Origin of the sequence: Flagellimonas amoyensis (assembly GCF_003058265.1) — a bacterium.
In the GTDB taxonomy this organism is placed as follows: Bacteria; Bacteroidota; Bacteroidia; order Flavobacteriales; family Flavobacteriaceae; genus Flagellimonas; species Flagellimonas amoyensis.
Window position 1 is genome coordinate 25575 of record NZ_QBUK01000010.1, and the last position, 16416, is coordinate 41990.

Genomic DNA, 16416 nt, shown 5'->3' on the forward strand with positions numbered 1-16416 from the left:
TATGAAACGTTTACGCTTTTTCTTCTTTTCAGCCCTGGCCAGTGCCTCAATCGTGACCGCACAGCAAAGCGGCCAATGGCAACAACATGTGGATTACACCATGGATGTGGACATGGATGTGAAAACCTATCAATATACAGGAACACAAAAACTGGTCTATACCAACAATTCCCCAGACGAACTGGGCCGTGTATTCTATCATCTGTATTACAATGCCTTCCAGCCCGGAAGTGAGATGGACATCAGGCTACAGAACATTAAGGACCCGGACAAGAGAATGATGGAAAATGGCAAGAGCAGGATTTCCACGCTTTCCGAAACTGAAATGGGCTATCTGCACGCAGTGACCCTTACCCAGGACGGACAACCGGTTTCTTTCAAGGAAGAAGGGACCATTCTTGTTGTGGACCTCGCCAAACCCATCCCATCTGGAGGAAAGACCACTTTGGAAATGACTTTTAAAGGTCAGGTTCCCCTTCAGATCAGACGTGCCGGAAGGAACAGCAGTGAGGGTGTGGCGCTTTCCATGAGCCAGTGGTATCCCAAGCTTTCGGAATACGATTTTGAAGGTTGGCACCCCAACCCATACATTGCCAGGGAGTTCCATGGGGTATGGGGCGATTTTGACGTAAAGATCACCTTGGACAAGGAATATACCGTGGGCGGAACGGGATACCTACAAAATTCCCAAGAGATCGGGCATGGTTATGAAGCCCCCGGCACCAAGGTAAAGACCAAGGGCAAGACCCTGACATGGCACTTCAAGGCCCCAAATGTGCACGATTTTATGTGGGCGGCCGACCCGGAATACATCCATGACATCCTTGAGATGGAAGACGGGCCCACCCTTCATTTTTACTATAAGAACAACCCGGAAATCATTGAAAACTGGAAAAAACTACAGCCAAAGACCGCTGAGGCGATGGCCTTTTTCAGTAAGAACATTGGAAAATATCCCTACGAGCAATATTCGGTGGTACATGGTGGTGATGGGGGAATGGAGTATGCCATGAGCACGTTGATCACTGGCGGACGCGAACTTGGAAGCCTTGTCGGGGTCATGGTGCACGAAATGGCGCATTCATGGTTCCAGCATGTACTGGCCACCAACGAATCCGAACACGAGTGGATGGACGAGGGCTTCACCTCCTTCATCAGCAGCCTTTGCATGAACGAGATCATGCAGCAGGAAAAGCAAAACCCCTTCGAGGGGTCGTACAGGGGCTACTATGCCTTGGTGAACTCCGGTCTGGAAATGCCCCAGAGCACCCATGCCGATCGCTACACCACCAATTTTGCCTATGGCATATCGGCCTATAGCAAAGGTTCTATTTTCCTTTCCCAATTGGGCTACATCATTGGACAGGACAAGCTGATGGAGACCATCAAAAAATATTATGACGATTTCAAGTTCAAGCACCCTGTGCCCAACGACATCAAAAGGACTGCGGAAAAGGTTTCCGGCATGGAACTGAACTGGTACCTGACCGATTGGACCCAAACGACCAACACCATCGATTATGGCATAAAAAGCGTTGAGGCCGATGGCGATAAGACCAAGATCTCTTTGGAGCGCATTGGGGAAATGCCCATGCCCTTGGACATTTTGGTGGTCGGGGAAGACGGCTCACAAGAAACCTATTACATTCCTTTGCGAATGATGTTCGGGGAAAAGGACAACCCTTATCCCGATCTTAAAAGAACGGTTTTGGACAATTGGCCCTGGGCATACCCTTCCTATGAATTCACATTGGACATGCCCCTGGAAAACGTGAAGGCCATCATGATAGACCCATCACAGCTGATGGCCGACGTGGATGGCGAGAACAACGTATATCAAGCGGGGCAATAAAGATCATTATCACGATAAGACAAAAAAAGGGCGGCCATTTGTGCCGCCTTTTTCATTGGTGCCGATCATTGTTCCAAGAGGGAACTTTAGCCCTCCCTTCTTTTCAATGATTCCAAATATATTTAAGTACTTTGTTGCGATGAATTGTCCAAAAGGCATTCCGTGAAAAACAATATGGTTCCAGACACTCCCAAACTGACCTTTGCAAAAAAAGAGCGCTTAAAGAGCAAAAAGCTTTTCGAGACCCTTTTTGCCGAAGGAAAGAGCCTGCGCGAACCCCCCTTGAAGCTCATCTACACCAAAACCCCTGCCGAGCAGGATGTCCCCGTCAAGGTCGCTGTGGTGGCCCCGAAGAAAAAGTTCAAGCGCGCCGTTGATCGTAACCGCATCAAGCGGTTGTTGCGGGAGGCCTACCGACTGAACAAGCCCCTTATTTTTAACAACATTGAAGGAAATTTTGCGTTCATATTTTTATACCTTGGTCATAAGATGCCCGATTATGAAGAGATTGAAAAGGCCATGAAACAACTGTTGGTGGCCTTTCTAAAAAAAGAATCCCATGAGAAGAATCCTTAAAAAAAAGCTTGTCGTTCCCTTTTTGGCGGTCGCTGTCCTGGTCGGGGCAAGTAGTTTCAGTTTCAAGAGCGATTTTTTCGAGATTGCCAAACAGATAGAAATCTTTACCACGCTCTTCAAGGAACTCAACATGAACTATGTGGACGAGACCAATCCGGCAGAACTCATGGATTCGGCCATCAAGAACATGTTGGACGAACTGGACCCCTATACCCGTTTTCTGAACGAACAGGACGTAGAGGCTTTTAGGATCAACAACTCGGGCGAATATTCGGGTATCGGTGCACTGATCCGTTCCTATGAAAGCAAACTTCTTATCGTGGAACCCTATAAAGGTTATGCTGCGGACAAGGCCGGCCTAAAGGCCGGGGATGAGATCATCAAGATCGGGGAGACCAAGGTCTCGGATTTTGACGACGATGCCGGGGAACTGCTAAAAGGGGCCAATAACACTGCTGTCGAAGTCACCTTTGTGCGGCAAGGGGAAACCAAGACCGCCACCATAACCCGTGAGGGCGTGGAGGTGGATGCTGTCCCTTTCTACGATATGATCGATGACAAAACAGGGTACATTGTCCTTTCCCGTTTCAATGCCAAAGCTTCCGGCCAGACCAAATCCGCGATGCAGGACCTAAAGGGACGTGGGGCCGAAAGATTGGTGCTGGACCTTAGGGGAAATCCCGGGGGCCTGCTCACCGAAGCCATCAACGTGACCAATCTATTTGTGGCAAAAGGGGAACTCATCGTCACCACAAAATCCAAAGTGAAAAAATTCAACCAAGAATATCGGACCCGAAACCAGCCTGAAGATATGGAAATCCCTTTGGTGGTCTTGGTGGATGGTAAAAGTGCCTCCGCCAGTGAAATTGTATCGGGGAGCCTACAGGACCTGGATAGGGCAGTGGTGATGGGTGCCCGCAGTTTTGGAAAAGGACTCGTACAGCGGCCGCTCAAACTGACCTATGGCACGCAGCTGAAGGTGACCATTTCCAGGTACTACACCCCATCGGGCCGTTGCATCCAGTCGCTGGACTACTGGAACAGGGACGAGGGTGGAAATGCCGTCCGCAACACCAACTTTAATGAATTTACCACCCGGAATGGCCGAAAGGTCTGGGACGGTGGCGGCGTTATGCCCGATGTGGACATCCAGTCGCTGAGGACCAACTCCCTCATCGATGCATTGCATACGAACAACATCATCTTTGATTTTGCCACGAACTACTACTACGACCATTCCTTTGCCGGGGTCGATGGATTTGCTTTTTCAGATGCGGATTATGCCGCCTTCAAAAAATATGTGATGGAACAGAACTTCACTTTCCAGACCAAGACCGAAGAATTGTTGGAACAGTCCATCAATGCGGACGACTCCCTTTTGGGGGCAGAGGTACAGGAAAAATACAAAGACCTGCTCTTGGCCGTGAACCGGGGCAAAATTTCCGCATTGGATACTTACAGGACCGAAATCCAGAAAAGTCTGGAAGACGAGATCATTACCCGATATTTCTACCGGGAAGGCCTCTACAAGCATTTTCTGCAAAAGGATGACGCCATACTGACCGCCCAAGGGCTTCTTGCCGATGGCTCGAAATACAAAAGCCTGTTGAATTAGGAAAACGGGGCTTCGTTTTTGACACAGGACAACCCAAAAAGCACTTCCGTCGGTTCATGGGCCATTTTATGGGTTCATCAGTGGTCTTTGTTTGCTACTTTGACCGAAAACTTGTCCATGTCCCATGCTAGGACAGTCAAAAAGGCGCATCATTAACCCAAAAAGAACTGATCGCCCTAAAATCCGGAAAAAACCACTTTTGGAGCTTCTGGTCCAAAAGGGCTTTGATGGACTCCACAATCATAGGGGTTATAAATACGTCCCTCATCATCCGTTTCCGTGTATTCCTCTTCTTGGTCCTGACCCCTGTCCTTCGCTTGATTTTCGGAAATGGAAATTTAGGAGGATTGTGCCGTAGTCGCTTCTTTTTCTTCCGTCAGGGTCTTCGGATCTTTTTGGGGACTATGGCACGATGGAAAGGCCAAAAATAAAATGGCAATTAGAACTGTGGTTTTCATGGTCGGTTATTGATTTGGGATTGTTTCCGTGAAAAGTAGCTCAATTTAGTCTATCGCAAAGCCACCAATTGACGGAGCCCCGTTTGGGTTTACGGAATGCCCATTTTGATCGACCGAAAGCCGGCATCCGTCAATTTTGCATTTTTATTTCATTCGGTTTTCATACATTTCCAAAACATATTTGATTCTTAATGCCAAAAATCAATCGGGACGATATACAGCTAATTGCCCAAAACAGCAATTGGTCCGAAGGTGGGGTCGCCAAGTTCCTGGAGGAGCATGTCTATTCCAACCAACCTTCGTGGCGCAAATTCCTGTCGTTGCTGCTTTTGGGGCTCGGCATTTCGTTCAGCACTGCGGGCATTGTTTTCTTTTTTGCCTACAATTGGGCCCAACTTCACCGTTTTGCCAAGCTTGGACTTATCGAGGGGCTTGTAGTATTGGTTTTTTTATGCCTTTTTCTGATAAAGGCCAGCCCTTTGGTCAAAAAAACAATACTTGTTGGTGCATCGGTTTTGGTGGGTGTTCTCTGGGCCGTTTTTGGACAAGTCTATCAAACCGGGGCCAATGCCTATGATTTTTTTCTTGTATGGACCCTTTCCATTGCGGTGTGGACCCTTATTTCCAATTTTTCCCCGCAGTGGGTGGTTTTTATTGCACTTATCAACATTACATTGGTTCTCTATTCAGAACAAGTGGCACATGACTGGGACGGGGCGTTGCTCTATTTGTTGCTTTTTGCCATCAACAGTTTGTTCCTTCTGGCCTTTCTGGTCCTACCCAGATTCAACCAAATAAAAGCCTATCCCTATTGGTTTACCTCCTTGTTGGCCTTGGCTGTGTTGGCCATTGGCACGGTGGGCGTTTCCGGCGGAATCTTCGATAAGGCCAACCCTTCATTTGTGTTGCTTTTGATTTCCACGATCATAGTGTTCGGGTCAGGGATAGGCTATGGCCTGAAAACAAAAAGCCTCTTTTATCTGTCCATCATTCCCTTTGGCCTGATCATCATTTGTTGTGCCCTCTTGCTGAACATTTCTGATGATGCGGGCATGCTCTTTGCCATCGGGGTGTTCATAATTGCAAGCATTACGCTATTGATCAAGACCTTATTGGGCCTTCAAAAGAAATGGAACGCATGAAACAGCTGGAAAAAATAATGGATGCCGTTCGGGCCACAGAAGGAAGCGGATTTCAGTACGATGAAGCCGCCATTCTTTCCGAATGTGGGGAAAAGAAAGGAAAAAACTCGAGCGTTGTCATTAAGATTCTTTCCGTTTTTGGTGGGTTGCTTGCCACTTTGGCCTTTGTGGTGTTCCTTTTTATCCTGGGCATTTATAGTTCTGAATGGGGAATGCTGCTATTGGGAATTGTCCTTGCGTCCGTAGCCGTTTTCATTGATAGAACATACAACAGCTTTATCCTGGATACGTTCAGTGTCTGTTTCTTTGTGCTTGGGGTCATTCTCTTTGCCTTGGGATTGGCTTTTTTGGAGGTCAACGAGAATCAGGTTGCCCTAATGGTCATCCTAATGGCACTGGGCAGTTTGGCCATCACCCAAAACTATGTCATTTCCTTTATTTCCATCATCACCATAGGTGCTGCCATGTTGTTTTTGATTATGTCGTACCACATCTCCAATGCCATCCATGGCTATCTGCTTTTTTATACGCTCCTTCTTTCCTATTGTTTTTTGAATGAGGCCAAACTGTTGACAAGCTCTCGAAAACTGGCACAACTGAACGGGCCTTTACGCATCGGGTTGGTTTTTTGTCTGCTTTTTGGACTTGTAGCGGTTGGAAAAAGTGGGCTTGCCCCGATATCTGGAAATTATCTCTGGATCTCTTCTGTGGCGTCCATTGGCCTCATACTATACTTGGCATGGCAGGTGTTGGCCAGGTTTGGCATTGCCGGCCAGAAGAAGGTCCTGATGTTCGTGCTGTGTGTTTTCACCCTATTGCCCACCTTGTTCGCCCCGGCCATTTCAGGAGCTTTGCTGATTGTGCTGCTCAGTTTTTGGGTCAATTACAAAACCGGATTTGCTATTGGGATCATTGCCTTGATCTACTTTGTGATCCAATATTATTATGATTTGTCCCTGACGCTGCTCACCAAATCCATCATACTGTTTTCGTCCGGCGTGGTGTTTCTGGTTTTTTACTTTTTTTTCACCCAAATGACCAAGACCGATGAAGAAGTATAGCTGGATCATCATACTGGCGAATTTGCTGCTCTTTTTGGGGTATTTCAACTATTCCGTGGTGCAAAAGGAAAACCTGTTGGAGGAGGGAACCCTCGTCTTTATGGAGCTGGCCCCTGTGGACCCCCGTTCGTTGATGCAAGGCGACTATATGGACCTTCGCTACAAATTGCCCAGCGAAATGGCCCTTGACAGCATTCCCAAGCGCGGCTATTGTGCCCTCGAACCCAATGCTTTTGGCGTTGTGCAGCATATCCGATTCTTGACCGAGGGGGAAAATGCGAAACCGAACGAGTTTTCCATCAAGTATACCAAAAAAAGTTGGTGGGGGATAAATATCGGGGCCGAATCCTATTTTTTTCAGGAAGGAGACGCAGAAAAATATGAGAATGCCAAGTATGGTGGACTCCGGATAGATGGTGAGGGAAACAGCCTCCTCGTCGGTTTGTATGATGATAATTTAAAAAAGTTGGAATAAATCCTATTTTTGGGCATGCAAGAACTCAAGGTCTGTGAACTTTTTGCCGGAGTGGGCGGTTTTCGTCTGGGATTGGAAAAAACAGGACACTACAAAGTAGTGTGGAGCAACCAATGGGAGCCCTCCACCAAAATGCAGCACGCATCGTTGGTCTATGAGGCCCGTTTTGGGGCTGCCAACCATACCAATGCCAATATTGAGTCCATCCCCTCCTCCTTGATTCCCGACCATGATATTCTGGTGGGCGGTTTTCCGTGCCAGGACTATTCCGTGGCCACCTCCTTGAAAAATTCCAAAGGACTTATCGGCAAAAAGGGTGTACTTTGGTGGTCCATTCACCGTATTCTTTCCGAAAAAAAGAACAAGCCCAAATACCTTTTTCTTGAAAATGTGGACCGATTGTTGAAATCGCCGTCCTCCCAGCGGGGCCGTGATTTTGCCGTGATGCTCAGCAGCCTTTCCCAATTGGGCTATGCCGTGGAATGGCGTGTGATTAATGCGGCCGAGTATGGAATGCCTCAGCGCCGAAGGCGCGTTTTTTTTCTGGCGTACCACAAATCGACCCCCATTTTCAAAACACTCCAAAAAACCAAGCCCAAAGATTGGATCATGGAAAAAGGGACCATTGCTTCCGCTTTTCCCGTCGGCAATACTACCCAAAAAGTCGTATCCTTTAGTTTGGATCCGGATTTGGTGAAGCTTTCCGAACAATTCAATGCCAAAAAAGGGCTTTCTCCTTTCCTGAACACCGGAATTTGTGTCAACGGAAAGGTTTCCACAGTAAAAACCACTCCTTCCTACGATGGCTTGCGGACGCTGCTCTCGGATATTTTGGAAAATGGCTCCGCCGGTCCAGAGCTCTATATTGAGCAGGAAGAATTGCACAAATGGGAGTATCTAAAAGGCTCCAAAAAAGAAACCCGCCAGACCAAAGGCGGTTTTGAATACCATTATAGCGAGGGAAGCATGGTGTTTCCCGATGCACTCGATCAACCTTCCAGAACTATCATAACCGGCGAGGGCGGTAAGTCCCCGTCCCGGTTCAAGCACGTGGTCCAGACCTCCAAGGGACTGCGAAGACTTTCCCCAGTAGAATTGGAACGGTTGAACATGTTTCCGGACAATCACACCCTCTTGGATGGAATCCCTGATGCCAAACGGGCATTTTTTATGGGAAATGCCTTGGTGGTGGGCATTGTGGAGCAGATAGGTTCTGCCCTGTTCCGGAACATATCCCAAATTGAAGAGTAATTTCAAAGCTGATCTTTCCAAAGAAAAACAACTCGCCGTCCTATTGGATTCCTACTATCAGAAACACTTGAAAAAGTATGCTCTTGAGCGGATTTCCGATTTTTATGCCTTGGTGACCAACATTTTTTCTGATGTGGACAAGGTGTTCACTTCGTGCAACATCACTTTTGTGAACCGTGAAAAACTCATCCTGCATTTGTCCACACTGGGTTTGACGAGGGAGTTCTTTCAACAATTGGTACAGGACAACAGGGATGTGAACGGAAAGTTCATTTTGGAAAAGTTATGCCCAAAAAAGGAGGGGCTTCTCTACTTTTCGACCCAAAACAAGGCAGAAAAACCAGTAAACTTAATCTTGAGACTGGCCTATTTGGAGCAAATCGGGGTGGCGAAACGGTTGGTCTGAATACACCCCTAAAGTCCCCTACCTACGGCAGGCAGGCCTCAAGGGGACAATTCTCACTTTTGGAAAGAGTTTGGATACTTAAAAATATAGAATCATTACTTTTTCAACATTCGCACATGTGGAATCCCGTCTTCCAAATAGTCATCGCCAAAGCGCTCAAAACCAAGCTCAGTGTAAAATTTGATAAGGTAGGATTGTGCCGAAATCTCAATAGCGGTGTCCGGAAAGCTTTCCTCTATTGTGGATAAAGAGGCTTCCATGATCATTTTTCCATAGCCATATTGCCGCTGATCTTTCGCCACCACTACCCTTCCTATGCTGGCATTTTTAAAATAATCCCCGGGCTTGAAAATTCGGGTATAGGCCACTACTTGACCTTCTTTGATTCCCAAAACATGAAGGGCTTTTTGGTCCTTGTTGTCCATGTCCTGGTACACACAGTCCTGTTCCACGACAAAAACCTCGCTGCGGAGGCGCAAAACCTGATACAGCTCCGTGTTGGTAAGTCCATCAAATGTGTTGACCTTTATTTCCATCAATCCTGCACGATTATGCTCTTGGAGTCGCACTTGTCAAATTCGGGCTGGATGTTCACGTGGTTGATGCCGTGTTTGTGGTAGACATGCTCTTCAATTTCTCCCAAAATAGCATCGAACTCGGACAGTTTGATGTCCTCTTTAAAATCGATATGGGCCTCCATGTGCACCTCATCTTCATTGAGTTGCCAAATGTGGACATGGTGTACGTTCTTCACGGGCTCTATGGTACAGATGGATTCCACAATATCCTGGATCACAATGGATTTTGGGGTGAAGAGCATCAAAACTTTTGTGGATTCCTTCAAGAGGTCGTACCCCATATATATCAAATAGATGCCAATGATCATCGTCAAGACGGCATCCACCCAATAGAGCTGGAACAAACTCATCAATATACCTCCTATCAAAACGGCCACGGAGGCCATCATATCCGTCAACAGGTGCAGGTAGGCAGACCTCATGTTCATATTTTCCTTGGAGTCCTTCTTCAGCAAAAGTACGCTGAACCCATTGGCCAAGATGCCCAATACGGAAAGCCAAATGACCAGATTGGACGCTATTTCCTGTGGATCAAAAAGACGCTCCACAGCTTCTTTCATCAAAAAAATGGCCACGACCACCAAGGTCGCAGCATTGACAAAGGCCGCCATGATCTCGGCGCGTTTGTAACCAAAGGTCTTGTGCTTGTTGGCCTGTTTTTTTCCCAATTTCTGGGCCACATAACTGATGATCAATGAAAGTACATCGCTGAAGTTGTGCAATGCATCCGACAGCAGGGCCAAGCTCCCAGAAATGAGTCCACCAACAACCTGCGCCAAAGTAATCAGGATGTTCAAAAATATGGAAATGAGCAGATTCCTCCCCTTCAGATCCGTGTGTGAATGTGAATGGCCATGACGATGGTGGTGGTGCCCCATGTTATCTACAGGGTATTTTTTCTATTCTCCTTTCGTGCCTTCCGCCTTCAAATTTGGTGTTCAAAAAGGTCTCTACCATATCCAAGGCCTGTGGAAGTGAAATGAACCTGGCGGGCAAACTCAAAATGTTGGCGTCGTTGTGTTCCCTGGCCAGCTGTACTATTTCTTTGTTCCAGCAGAGGGCGCCCCTAATGTTCTGGTGTTTGTTGATGGTCATTGTGGCCCCGTTGCCACTTCCGCAGATAACGATGCCCATATTCACTTTTCCTTGTTCCACGTCCGTTGCCACAGGATGCGTAAAATCTGGATAGTCCACGCTGTCCACACCGTCCGTTCCATAGTTGATGACCTCTATTCCCTTTGATTTGAGAAGGCCCACAATGGCCAATTTATAATCGGTTCCCGCGTGATCGTTTCCAATGGCTATTTTCATGATTTTTGTTTATTTGAGGCTACTATACAAAGGTACAATATCTTTTTGTTCGAAGATGTTCACAAAAATCACGAAATATTTCCATCTTGCTATAAAACAGTTCTTTATCATTTTGTGCTTTTTGTTGATCTTTTTGAGAAAACTAACGGTAAGTAAATTTTGATTTTCCAGAAAATAGTGTAATTGATCTATTTTCTTTTAGAACGGTCCAAATTCCATTAAAAATTAATCAACCGGTATGAAACAAAAATTGGGTGTAATTAACATTAAAATTACATTTACTTTTCAATAAATTGATGTTGAAAACGGTTATCAAAAACCGTGGATAAAAATTCTAATCCTTTGATTTTTAAAATTATTTTCTTCTCACAAATTGTGGATAAAATGATTTTGCTGTTCAAACCAAAAATTGCCCCATTAAATTATTACACATTTCAACAATCCATCATCATCATCATTTTTTAAAATTTCAAAAAAAGAAGAAAAGAATAATAATGGTTATTGTTGATAAAACAACTTGCCTTTACGATTACTTAACCCATTCCTTGTAGTTCAAGGATTATAATTTGTATTTTTCAAAAAAATAAGTCCATTAATGTCAAAGAAGAAGAAGAGAACCAGGAGTCAGAGGAAGAATGAGTTGACCAAGGGCATTTTTACCGTACTAGAAAAGGAACCATCCAAAAGCTTTAATTACAAGCAGATAGCCGCAAAGTTGGGCGTTACCGATACACAGGACCGTAACGAGCTCATCAAACGTTTGGGTCAGCTCAAGGCCAGTGACCGGATCGTGGAAGAAGAAAAGGGGAAGTATAAAAAGAAGCCCTCACTCTATACCTATTTTACGGGGAAGGTGGACCTTACCTCCAGTGGCAATGCCTATATTGTGGTGGACGAGCTGGAGGATGACATCTTTGTGCCCTACAACAGTTTGAACAAGGCACTGCATGGCGATACGGTTGAAGTTTTCCTAAAACCCAGGCGAAAGGGGAAAAAGCAGGAAGGGGAGATTTCCAAGGTTCTTGAGCGGAAAAAAACTTCCTATGTAGGGATTGTGGACAAGCAGAAGACCTTTGCCTTTGTAAGGCCATCCGATTCCAGAATGTATACGGACATCTTTATTCCCTTGGACAAACTCAAAAAAGCCAACGATGGGGACAAAGTGTTGGTGAACTTGGGCGATTGGCCCGCAGATGCCGATTCGCCTTATGGAGAAGTTGTGGAGGTCTTGGGAAAACCCGGCGAGCACAATACGGAGATACATTCCATTTTGGCCGAATATGGACTGCCCTATGAGTTTCCATATGAAGTGGAACAGTTTGCCAAAACATTGGATACCAGTATCAAAGAATCCGAGATAGCCAAAAGAAGGGATATGCGGGATGTGCTCACCTTCACCATAGATCCAAAGGATGCCAAGGATTTTGATGATGCACTTTCCTTTCAGAAATTGGAAAATGGCAATTATGAGATAGGGATCCACATTGCCGACGTTTCCCATTATGTGGAACCCGGCACCATTTTGGAAGAAGAAGCCTATGACAGGGCCACCTCTGTTTATTTGGTGGACAGAGTGGTTCCCATGTTGCCCGAAGTACTTTCCAATATGGCCTGTTCGCTGAGACCCAACGAAGAAAAATATACTTTCTCGGCCGTTTTTGAAATGGACAATAAGGCCCGACTGGTGAACCAATGGTTTGGACGGACGGCCATCAATTCCAACGAGCGTTTTGCGTATGAAGAAGCACAGCATATCATAGAAACGGGGGAGGATGCCATACCGGAAGCCATTTCCATCCGTGGAAAGGCCTATTCCGTTTCCAATGACATTGTGGAGGCCATCCTCACTTTTGACCGACTTGCAAAGATCATGCGGCAGGCCCGTATGAATGCAGGTGCGATTTCTTTTGATAAGATAGAGGTAAAGTTCAACTTGTCCGAGGACAACGTGCCCTTGGGAGTTTACTTCAAGGAAGCCAAGGATGCGAACAAGCTGATCGAGGAATTTATGCTGCTGGCGAATAGGAAGGTGGCTGAATATATAGGCAAACAGAAAAAGACTTTCGTGTACCGGGTGCACGACAAGCCCGATGAAGAGAAATTAATGGCCCTGAACGGCGTTATTTCACGTTTTGGACATAGTATTGACCTTAGGGATAGAAAGACCATCAACAAGTCCCTAAACCAGCTTCTGGAGGATGTAAAGGGAAAAAAGGAACAGAATTTGGTGGATACCTTGGCCATCCGTAGCATGAGCAAGGCCATTTATACCACGGAAAATATTGGGCACTATGGATTGGGTTTTGATTATTACACCCATTTCACCTCTCCCATCCGAAGATATCCCGATGTGATGGTGCACCGTTTGCTGCAGCATTATCTGGATGGGGAAAAGCAACCGAGTGCCTCCTTGTACGAAGAAAAATGCAAACATTCCTCCGATATGGAAATGCTGGCGGCCAACGCCGAGCGGGATTCCGTGAAATACATGCAGATCAAGTTCATGGAAGACCACAAGGACCAAGAGTTCCTCGGGGTGATTTCCGGAGTGACGGAATGGGGTATCTATGTGGAGATCATCGAGAACAAATGTGAAGGAATGGTGAGGATACGTGACATCAAGGACGATTATTATGTATTTGATGAACGCCAATATGCCATAGTAGGGGAAAGACGAAAACGGGTTTACCAACTTGGGGATGAGGTCTATGTGATGGTAAAGGATACCGATTTGGTAAAGCGGCACCTCGACTTTTCGTTGATCGGAAAAAAGGAGTGATGCTTTTTTTGGAATAAAATTTGTTATTCTTTTGGGAACCAAATTTTTATAACATGAAACCTATATTGATTTTATTACTGTCCCTTTCGCTCCAAGTACTGAGCGCACAAAAGGGGGACATTACCAAAAATCTTCAAAAGTTTACCGAGATCAAGGCTTTTGATGGCCTCTCCATCAGTTTGATCAAGGGAAAGGAAAACAAAGCCGTCATCTCTGGGGCCAATACGGACAAGGTGGCCATTGTGAACAACGATGGGGTCTTGAAGATACGCATGGAAATAGACAAGATTTTCAGTGGTTACAGGACCTATGTGGATGTTTATCACACAGAGGACCTGAAGGTGATCGATGTGAACGAGGATGCCCGCATATCATCCGATGAAACCTACGTACAGGACATATTGGAACTCAAGGCACAGGAAGGTGGCAAACTGGAAATCAACTGCCAGGTGGACCAATTGTTGATCAAAGCAGTATCCGGAGGAGAAATATTTGCTGCTGGATTTTCCAATACCCAAGACATTATCATCAATACCGGGGGATCCTACACAGGCAAGACCTTCAAGACCAAGTTTACCACCATTTCCGTGAATGCGGGGGGGAATGCGGAAATCTATGCAACGGATTATGTAAAGGCGAATGTAAAGGCTGGAGGGGAGATATTGGTCTATGGCGACCCGAAAAAAATGGACGAGAACACCCTGTTCGGTGGAAAAATAAAAAGAGTGGAATAGCATTTATGATTGAAGATATACAGGCAGCAATTCCTTTGGGACTATTATTGAGCTTCATGATTGGGCCTGTCTTTTTTGTGCTTTTGGAAACCAGTGCCACCAAGGGGTTCAGGGCAGGTGTGTGCTTTGATGTTGGGGTCGTTGTGGCAGACATTGTTTTTTTGGTCATTGCCTATTTCAGTAGTTTCCAGTTGTTGGAAAACCTGAGCAATGAACCCGGACTCTTTGTTTTTGGAGGGATGATCCTTTTGGTCTATGGGATTTACCTGTTTGCCAAAAAAGCGAAGAAGAAAACCACCGCAAGGCCATCCAAAGGAGGTTATGTTGCCCTTTTTATCAAAGGATTTTTATTGAACTTCATCAACATTGGTGTCCTGGCATTTTGGTTGGGCTTGATCATCGTAGTGGGACCAAGCTTGGAAAACGATCCTGAAAGAATGTTGGTGTTCTTCAGCACGGTGATTTTGGTCTATTTTGGCACCGATCTGATGAAGATCATACTGGCCAAACAGTTGAAGCGCTATCTCACCATAGAGCGCATTGTACTCATCACCAAAGGGCTGGGTATTGTTCTGATCATTTGTGGCATTGTACTCATCACCAAGGGATTCCTTCCCAAAGAACGCTTTAATCTCAAAGAAGAAATAGAAAGAATAAGCTAACTGAAAAATAAAAACCCAACACTTAGTGTTGGGTTTTTCAGAGGCATCGAGCGGATTCGAACCGCTGTACAAGCTTTTGCAGAGCTGTGCCTAGCCACTCGGCCACGATGCCATTTAGGTGTGCAAATGTACTATTTTTTTGGCTTTTTCAAATTATTGCTAAAATCTTTCGAACTCTAGGATAACGGACACGCTTTCCACATCGCCGCCAATGGGCGGATTTATCTTCGAAACTTCTACAATCACATGGTTCACTTCGTCTATTTCCAAGATAATGCGGTCAATAATGCGTTTTGCCACATGTTCCAAAAGATTGGAACGGATGGCCATTTCTTCCTTCACAATGTTGTTGAGATGGACATAGTCCACAGTTTCCACCAGCTTGTCCGATAGGGAAGGTTGCGAAAGATCGGCGGTTATTTCAAGGTCTACCCTATAATCGCTTCCTATGAGCATTTCTTCCTTCAGACACCCATGGTTGGAATGTATCCTGATGTTCTTTAGTTTGATTTTACCCACGATTTTTGATTAAGAAGTGCAAAAATAGGGCAAAAACCGCTAAATCAATACATACACCTACAGTTGCTTATCCCTTGGAAAAGATCCATGCCTACAGTGAGTACGTGTGTTCCTGAACTATATCCCAAGATTTCGTTGGTGATGATCTGATAGGAATATCCAAAATAGAAATTATTTTTCTTGAACCCGGCAATGGGAGCAATGTACAGGGGCTCGCCCAACTGATCGTTCAGGAATCGATAGGTAAGGCCAACATAATAGTAATCTTCAAAATCATGGAAGCGGAACTTGGCATTGAGGTCCGTTACCGAACGTCCATCACTTTCAAACCATTGGAAGAAAATGGAAGGCTCTATCTCCATTTTGCTGTTTTTGTTCTTCGAAATGCTGTAACCTGTGTAAGCGTAATAGTTCCTAAGGGTATTTGGCTCAAACGTAGGGTTGAAACTTTCAAGGTTTTTATTCAGGATGTTGGAGGCATTCAAGCTGAAAAAGAACTTGTTGTACCGATAGAGCACGCCCAAATCAAAATTATGATTGGTAGTGGCCTTGTCATCCGTGGGGAGCTGTCCGTTGTTTTCCCTAAAATTTTCAACATCTATCCTGAACTGGTTAAAGTTGTAGGAGATACCAAAGGAAAGGAAAATATCATCATACCTATCCAAAGTCAGGTGGTGGGCAAAGGAAACCCTGGCCCCTCTTTGTTTGGTCTCCCCATTACTGTCGTTATACAGGAGCATACCCAATCCGGATCGGTTGCCGATTCGGGCATCCGCGGCCAAGGTCTGCGTATCGGGAGCATCTTTGATGCCCACCCATTGGGTAAGTCCGTTCAAGCGGACCTTGATATGATCCCCGATGCCTGCATAGGTCGGGGACATGATGAAGGGATTGTCTGCAATATATTGCGAAAGCTGTGGTATGGTCAACTCTTGGCCCCGGGCGCATAGCGCCATCAATATCAGGAATGCAGTTGAATATACTTTTTTGAACATGA

16 protein-coding genes and 1 tRNA gene are annotated in these 16416 nt (G+C 45.7%); 11 read left to right on the plus strand and 6 right to left on the minus strand.

The window, feature by feature from the left end; translation table 11 throughout:
- The first annotated feature begins 1 nt into the window (after window position 1).
- From DB398_RS14090 to DB398_RS14125, 8 genes are all read left to right on the plus strand, one after another.
- Window positions 2-1852, plus strand: coding sequence for a M1 family metallopeptidase (locus tag DB398_RS14090; RefSeq protein ID WP_108425094.1), 1851 nt, complete (start codon window positions 2-4; stop codon window positions 1850-1852).
- A 162-nt stretch (window positions 1853-2014) separates the two neighbouring features.
- Window positions 2015-2428, plus strand: coding sequence for a ribonuclease P protein component (rnpA, locus tag DB398_RS14095; protein ID WP_234416301.1), 414 nt, complete (start codon window positions 2015-2017; stop codon window positions 2426-2428).
- Window positions 2412-4043, plus strand: a complete 1632-nt coding sequence (locus tag DB398_RS14100) for a S41 family peptidase (protein WP_108425095.1) — start codon at window positions 2412-2414, stop codon at window positions 4041-4043. Before rnpA ends, DB398_RS14100 begins: the two co-directional genes overlap by 17 nt.
- A gap of 649 nt (window positions 4044-4692) precedes the next feature.
- Complete coding sequence (locus tag DB398_RS14105; protein ID WP_108425096.1) at window positions 4693-5643, plus strand: DUF2157 domain-containing protein; 951 nt, start codon at window positions 4693-4695, stop codon at window positions 5641-5643.
- Window positions 5640-6704, plus strand: a complete 1065-nt coding sequence (locus DB398_RS14110) for a DUF4401 domain-containing protein (RefSeq protein ID WP_234416304.1) — start codon at window positions 5640-5642, stop codon at window positions 6702-6704. The genes DB398_RS14105 and DB398_RS14110 overlap by 4 nt, the downstream gene beginning before the upstream one ends.
- On the plus strand, window positions 6691-7179 hold the full coding sequence (locus tag DB398_RS14115; protein ID WP_108425098.1) for a GDYXXLXY domain-containing protein: 489 nt from the start codon (window positions 6691-6693) through the stop codon (window positions 7177-7179). Before DB398_RS14110 ends, DB398_RS14115 begins: the two co-directional genes overlap by 14 nt.
- Before the next feature lie 15 nt (window positions 7180-7194).
- Window positions 7195-8430, plus strand: a complete 1236-nt coding sequence (locus tag DB398_RS14120) for a DNA cytosine methyltransferase (protein ID WP_108425099.1) — start codon at window positions 7195-7197, stop codon at window positions 8428-8430.
- On the plus strand, window positions 8420-8836 hold the full coding sequence (locus DB398_RS14125; protein ID WP_108425100.1) for a hypothetical protein: 417 nt from the start codon (window positions 8420-8422) through the stop codon (window positions 8834-8836). Before DB398_RS14120 ends, DB398_RS14125 begins: the two co-directional genes overlap by 11 nt.
- A gap of 95 nt (window positions 8837-8931) precedes the next feature.
- Here the strand turns inward: DB398_RS14125 and DB398_RS14130 are convergent, their stop codons facing one another.
- From DB398_RS14130 to rpiB, 3 genes are read right to left on the minus strand one after another with little or no spacing between them, the layout of a single operon-like run.
- Complete coding sequence (locus DB398_RS14130; RefSeq protein WP_108425257.1) at window positions 8932-9372, minus strand: GNAT family N-acetyltransferase; 441 nt, start codon at window positions 9370-9372, stop codon at window positions 8932-8934.
- Entirely contained in the window at window positions 9372-10292 is a 921-nt protein-coding gene (locus tag DB398_RS14135; protein ID WP_108425101.1) for a cation diffusion facilitator family transporter, read from the minus strand. Before DB398_RS14135 ends, DB398_RS14130 begins: the two co-directional genes overlap by 1 nt.
- A gap of 1 nt (window position 10293) precedes the next feature.
- Complete coding sequence (gene rpiB / locus DB398_RS14140; RefSeq protein ID WP_108425102.1) at window positions 10294-10725, minus strand: ribose 5-phosphate isomerase B; 432 nt, start codon at window positions 10723-10725, stop codon at window positions 10294-10296.
- A 595-nt stretch (window positions 10726-11320) separates the two neighbouring features.
- Between rpiB and rnr the strand changes: the two genes are divergently transcribed.
- The 3 genes from rnr to DB398_RS14155 are packed head-to-tail and all read left to right on the plus strand — an operon-like array spanning window position 11321 to window position 14900.
- Complete coding sequence (rnr, locus tag DB398_RS14145) at window positions 11321-13504, plus strand: ribonuclease R (RefSeq protein WP_108425103.1); 2184 nt, start codon at window positions 11321-11323, stop codon at window positions 13502-13504.
- Between the two features lie 53 nt (window positions 13505-13557).
- Window positions 13558-14238: a head GIN domain-containing protein gene (locus DB398_RS14150; RefSeq protein WP_108425104.1), complete on the plus strand. Its 681-nt coding sequence runs from the start codon at window positions 13558-13560 to the stop codon at window positions 14236-14238.
- Between the two features lie 5 nt (window positions 14239-14243).
- Complete coding sequence (locus DB398_RS14155; RefSeq protein ID WP_108425105.1) at window positions 14244-14900, plus strand: LysE family translocator; 657 nt, start codon at window positions 14244-14246, stop codon at window positions 14898-14900.
- A 41-nt stretch (window positions 14901-14941) separates the two neighbouring features.
- Here the strand turns inward: DB398_RS14155 and DB398_RS14160 are convergent.
- The 3 genes from DB398_RS14160 to DB398_RS14170 form a co-directional block, all read right to left on the minus strand.
- A tRNA-Cys gene (locus DB398_RS14160) sits at window positions 14942-15012 on the minus strand.
- 47 nt (window positions 15013-15059) lie between these two features.
- Complete coding sequence (folB, locus tag DB398_RS14165; RefSeq protein WP_108425106.1) at window positions 15060-15419, minus strand: dihydroneopterin aldolase; 360 nt, start codon at window positions 15417-15419, stop codon at window positions 15060-15062.
- Between the two features lie 44 nt (window positions 15420-15463).
- The gene (locus DB398_RS14170; protein ID WP_108425107.1) at window positions 15464-16414 is read right to left on the minus strand and encodes a PorP/SprF family type IX secretion system membrane protein; all 951 of its coding nucleotides are present in this window, start codon (window positions 16412-16414) and stop codon (window positions 15464-15466) included.
- Window positions 16415-16416 lie beyond the last annotated feature (2 nt).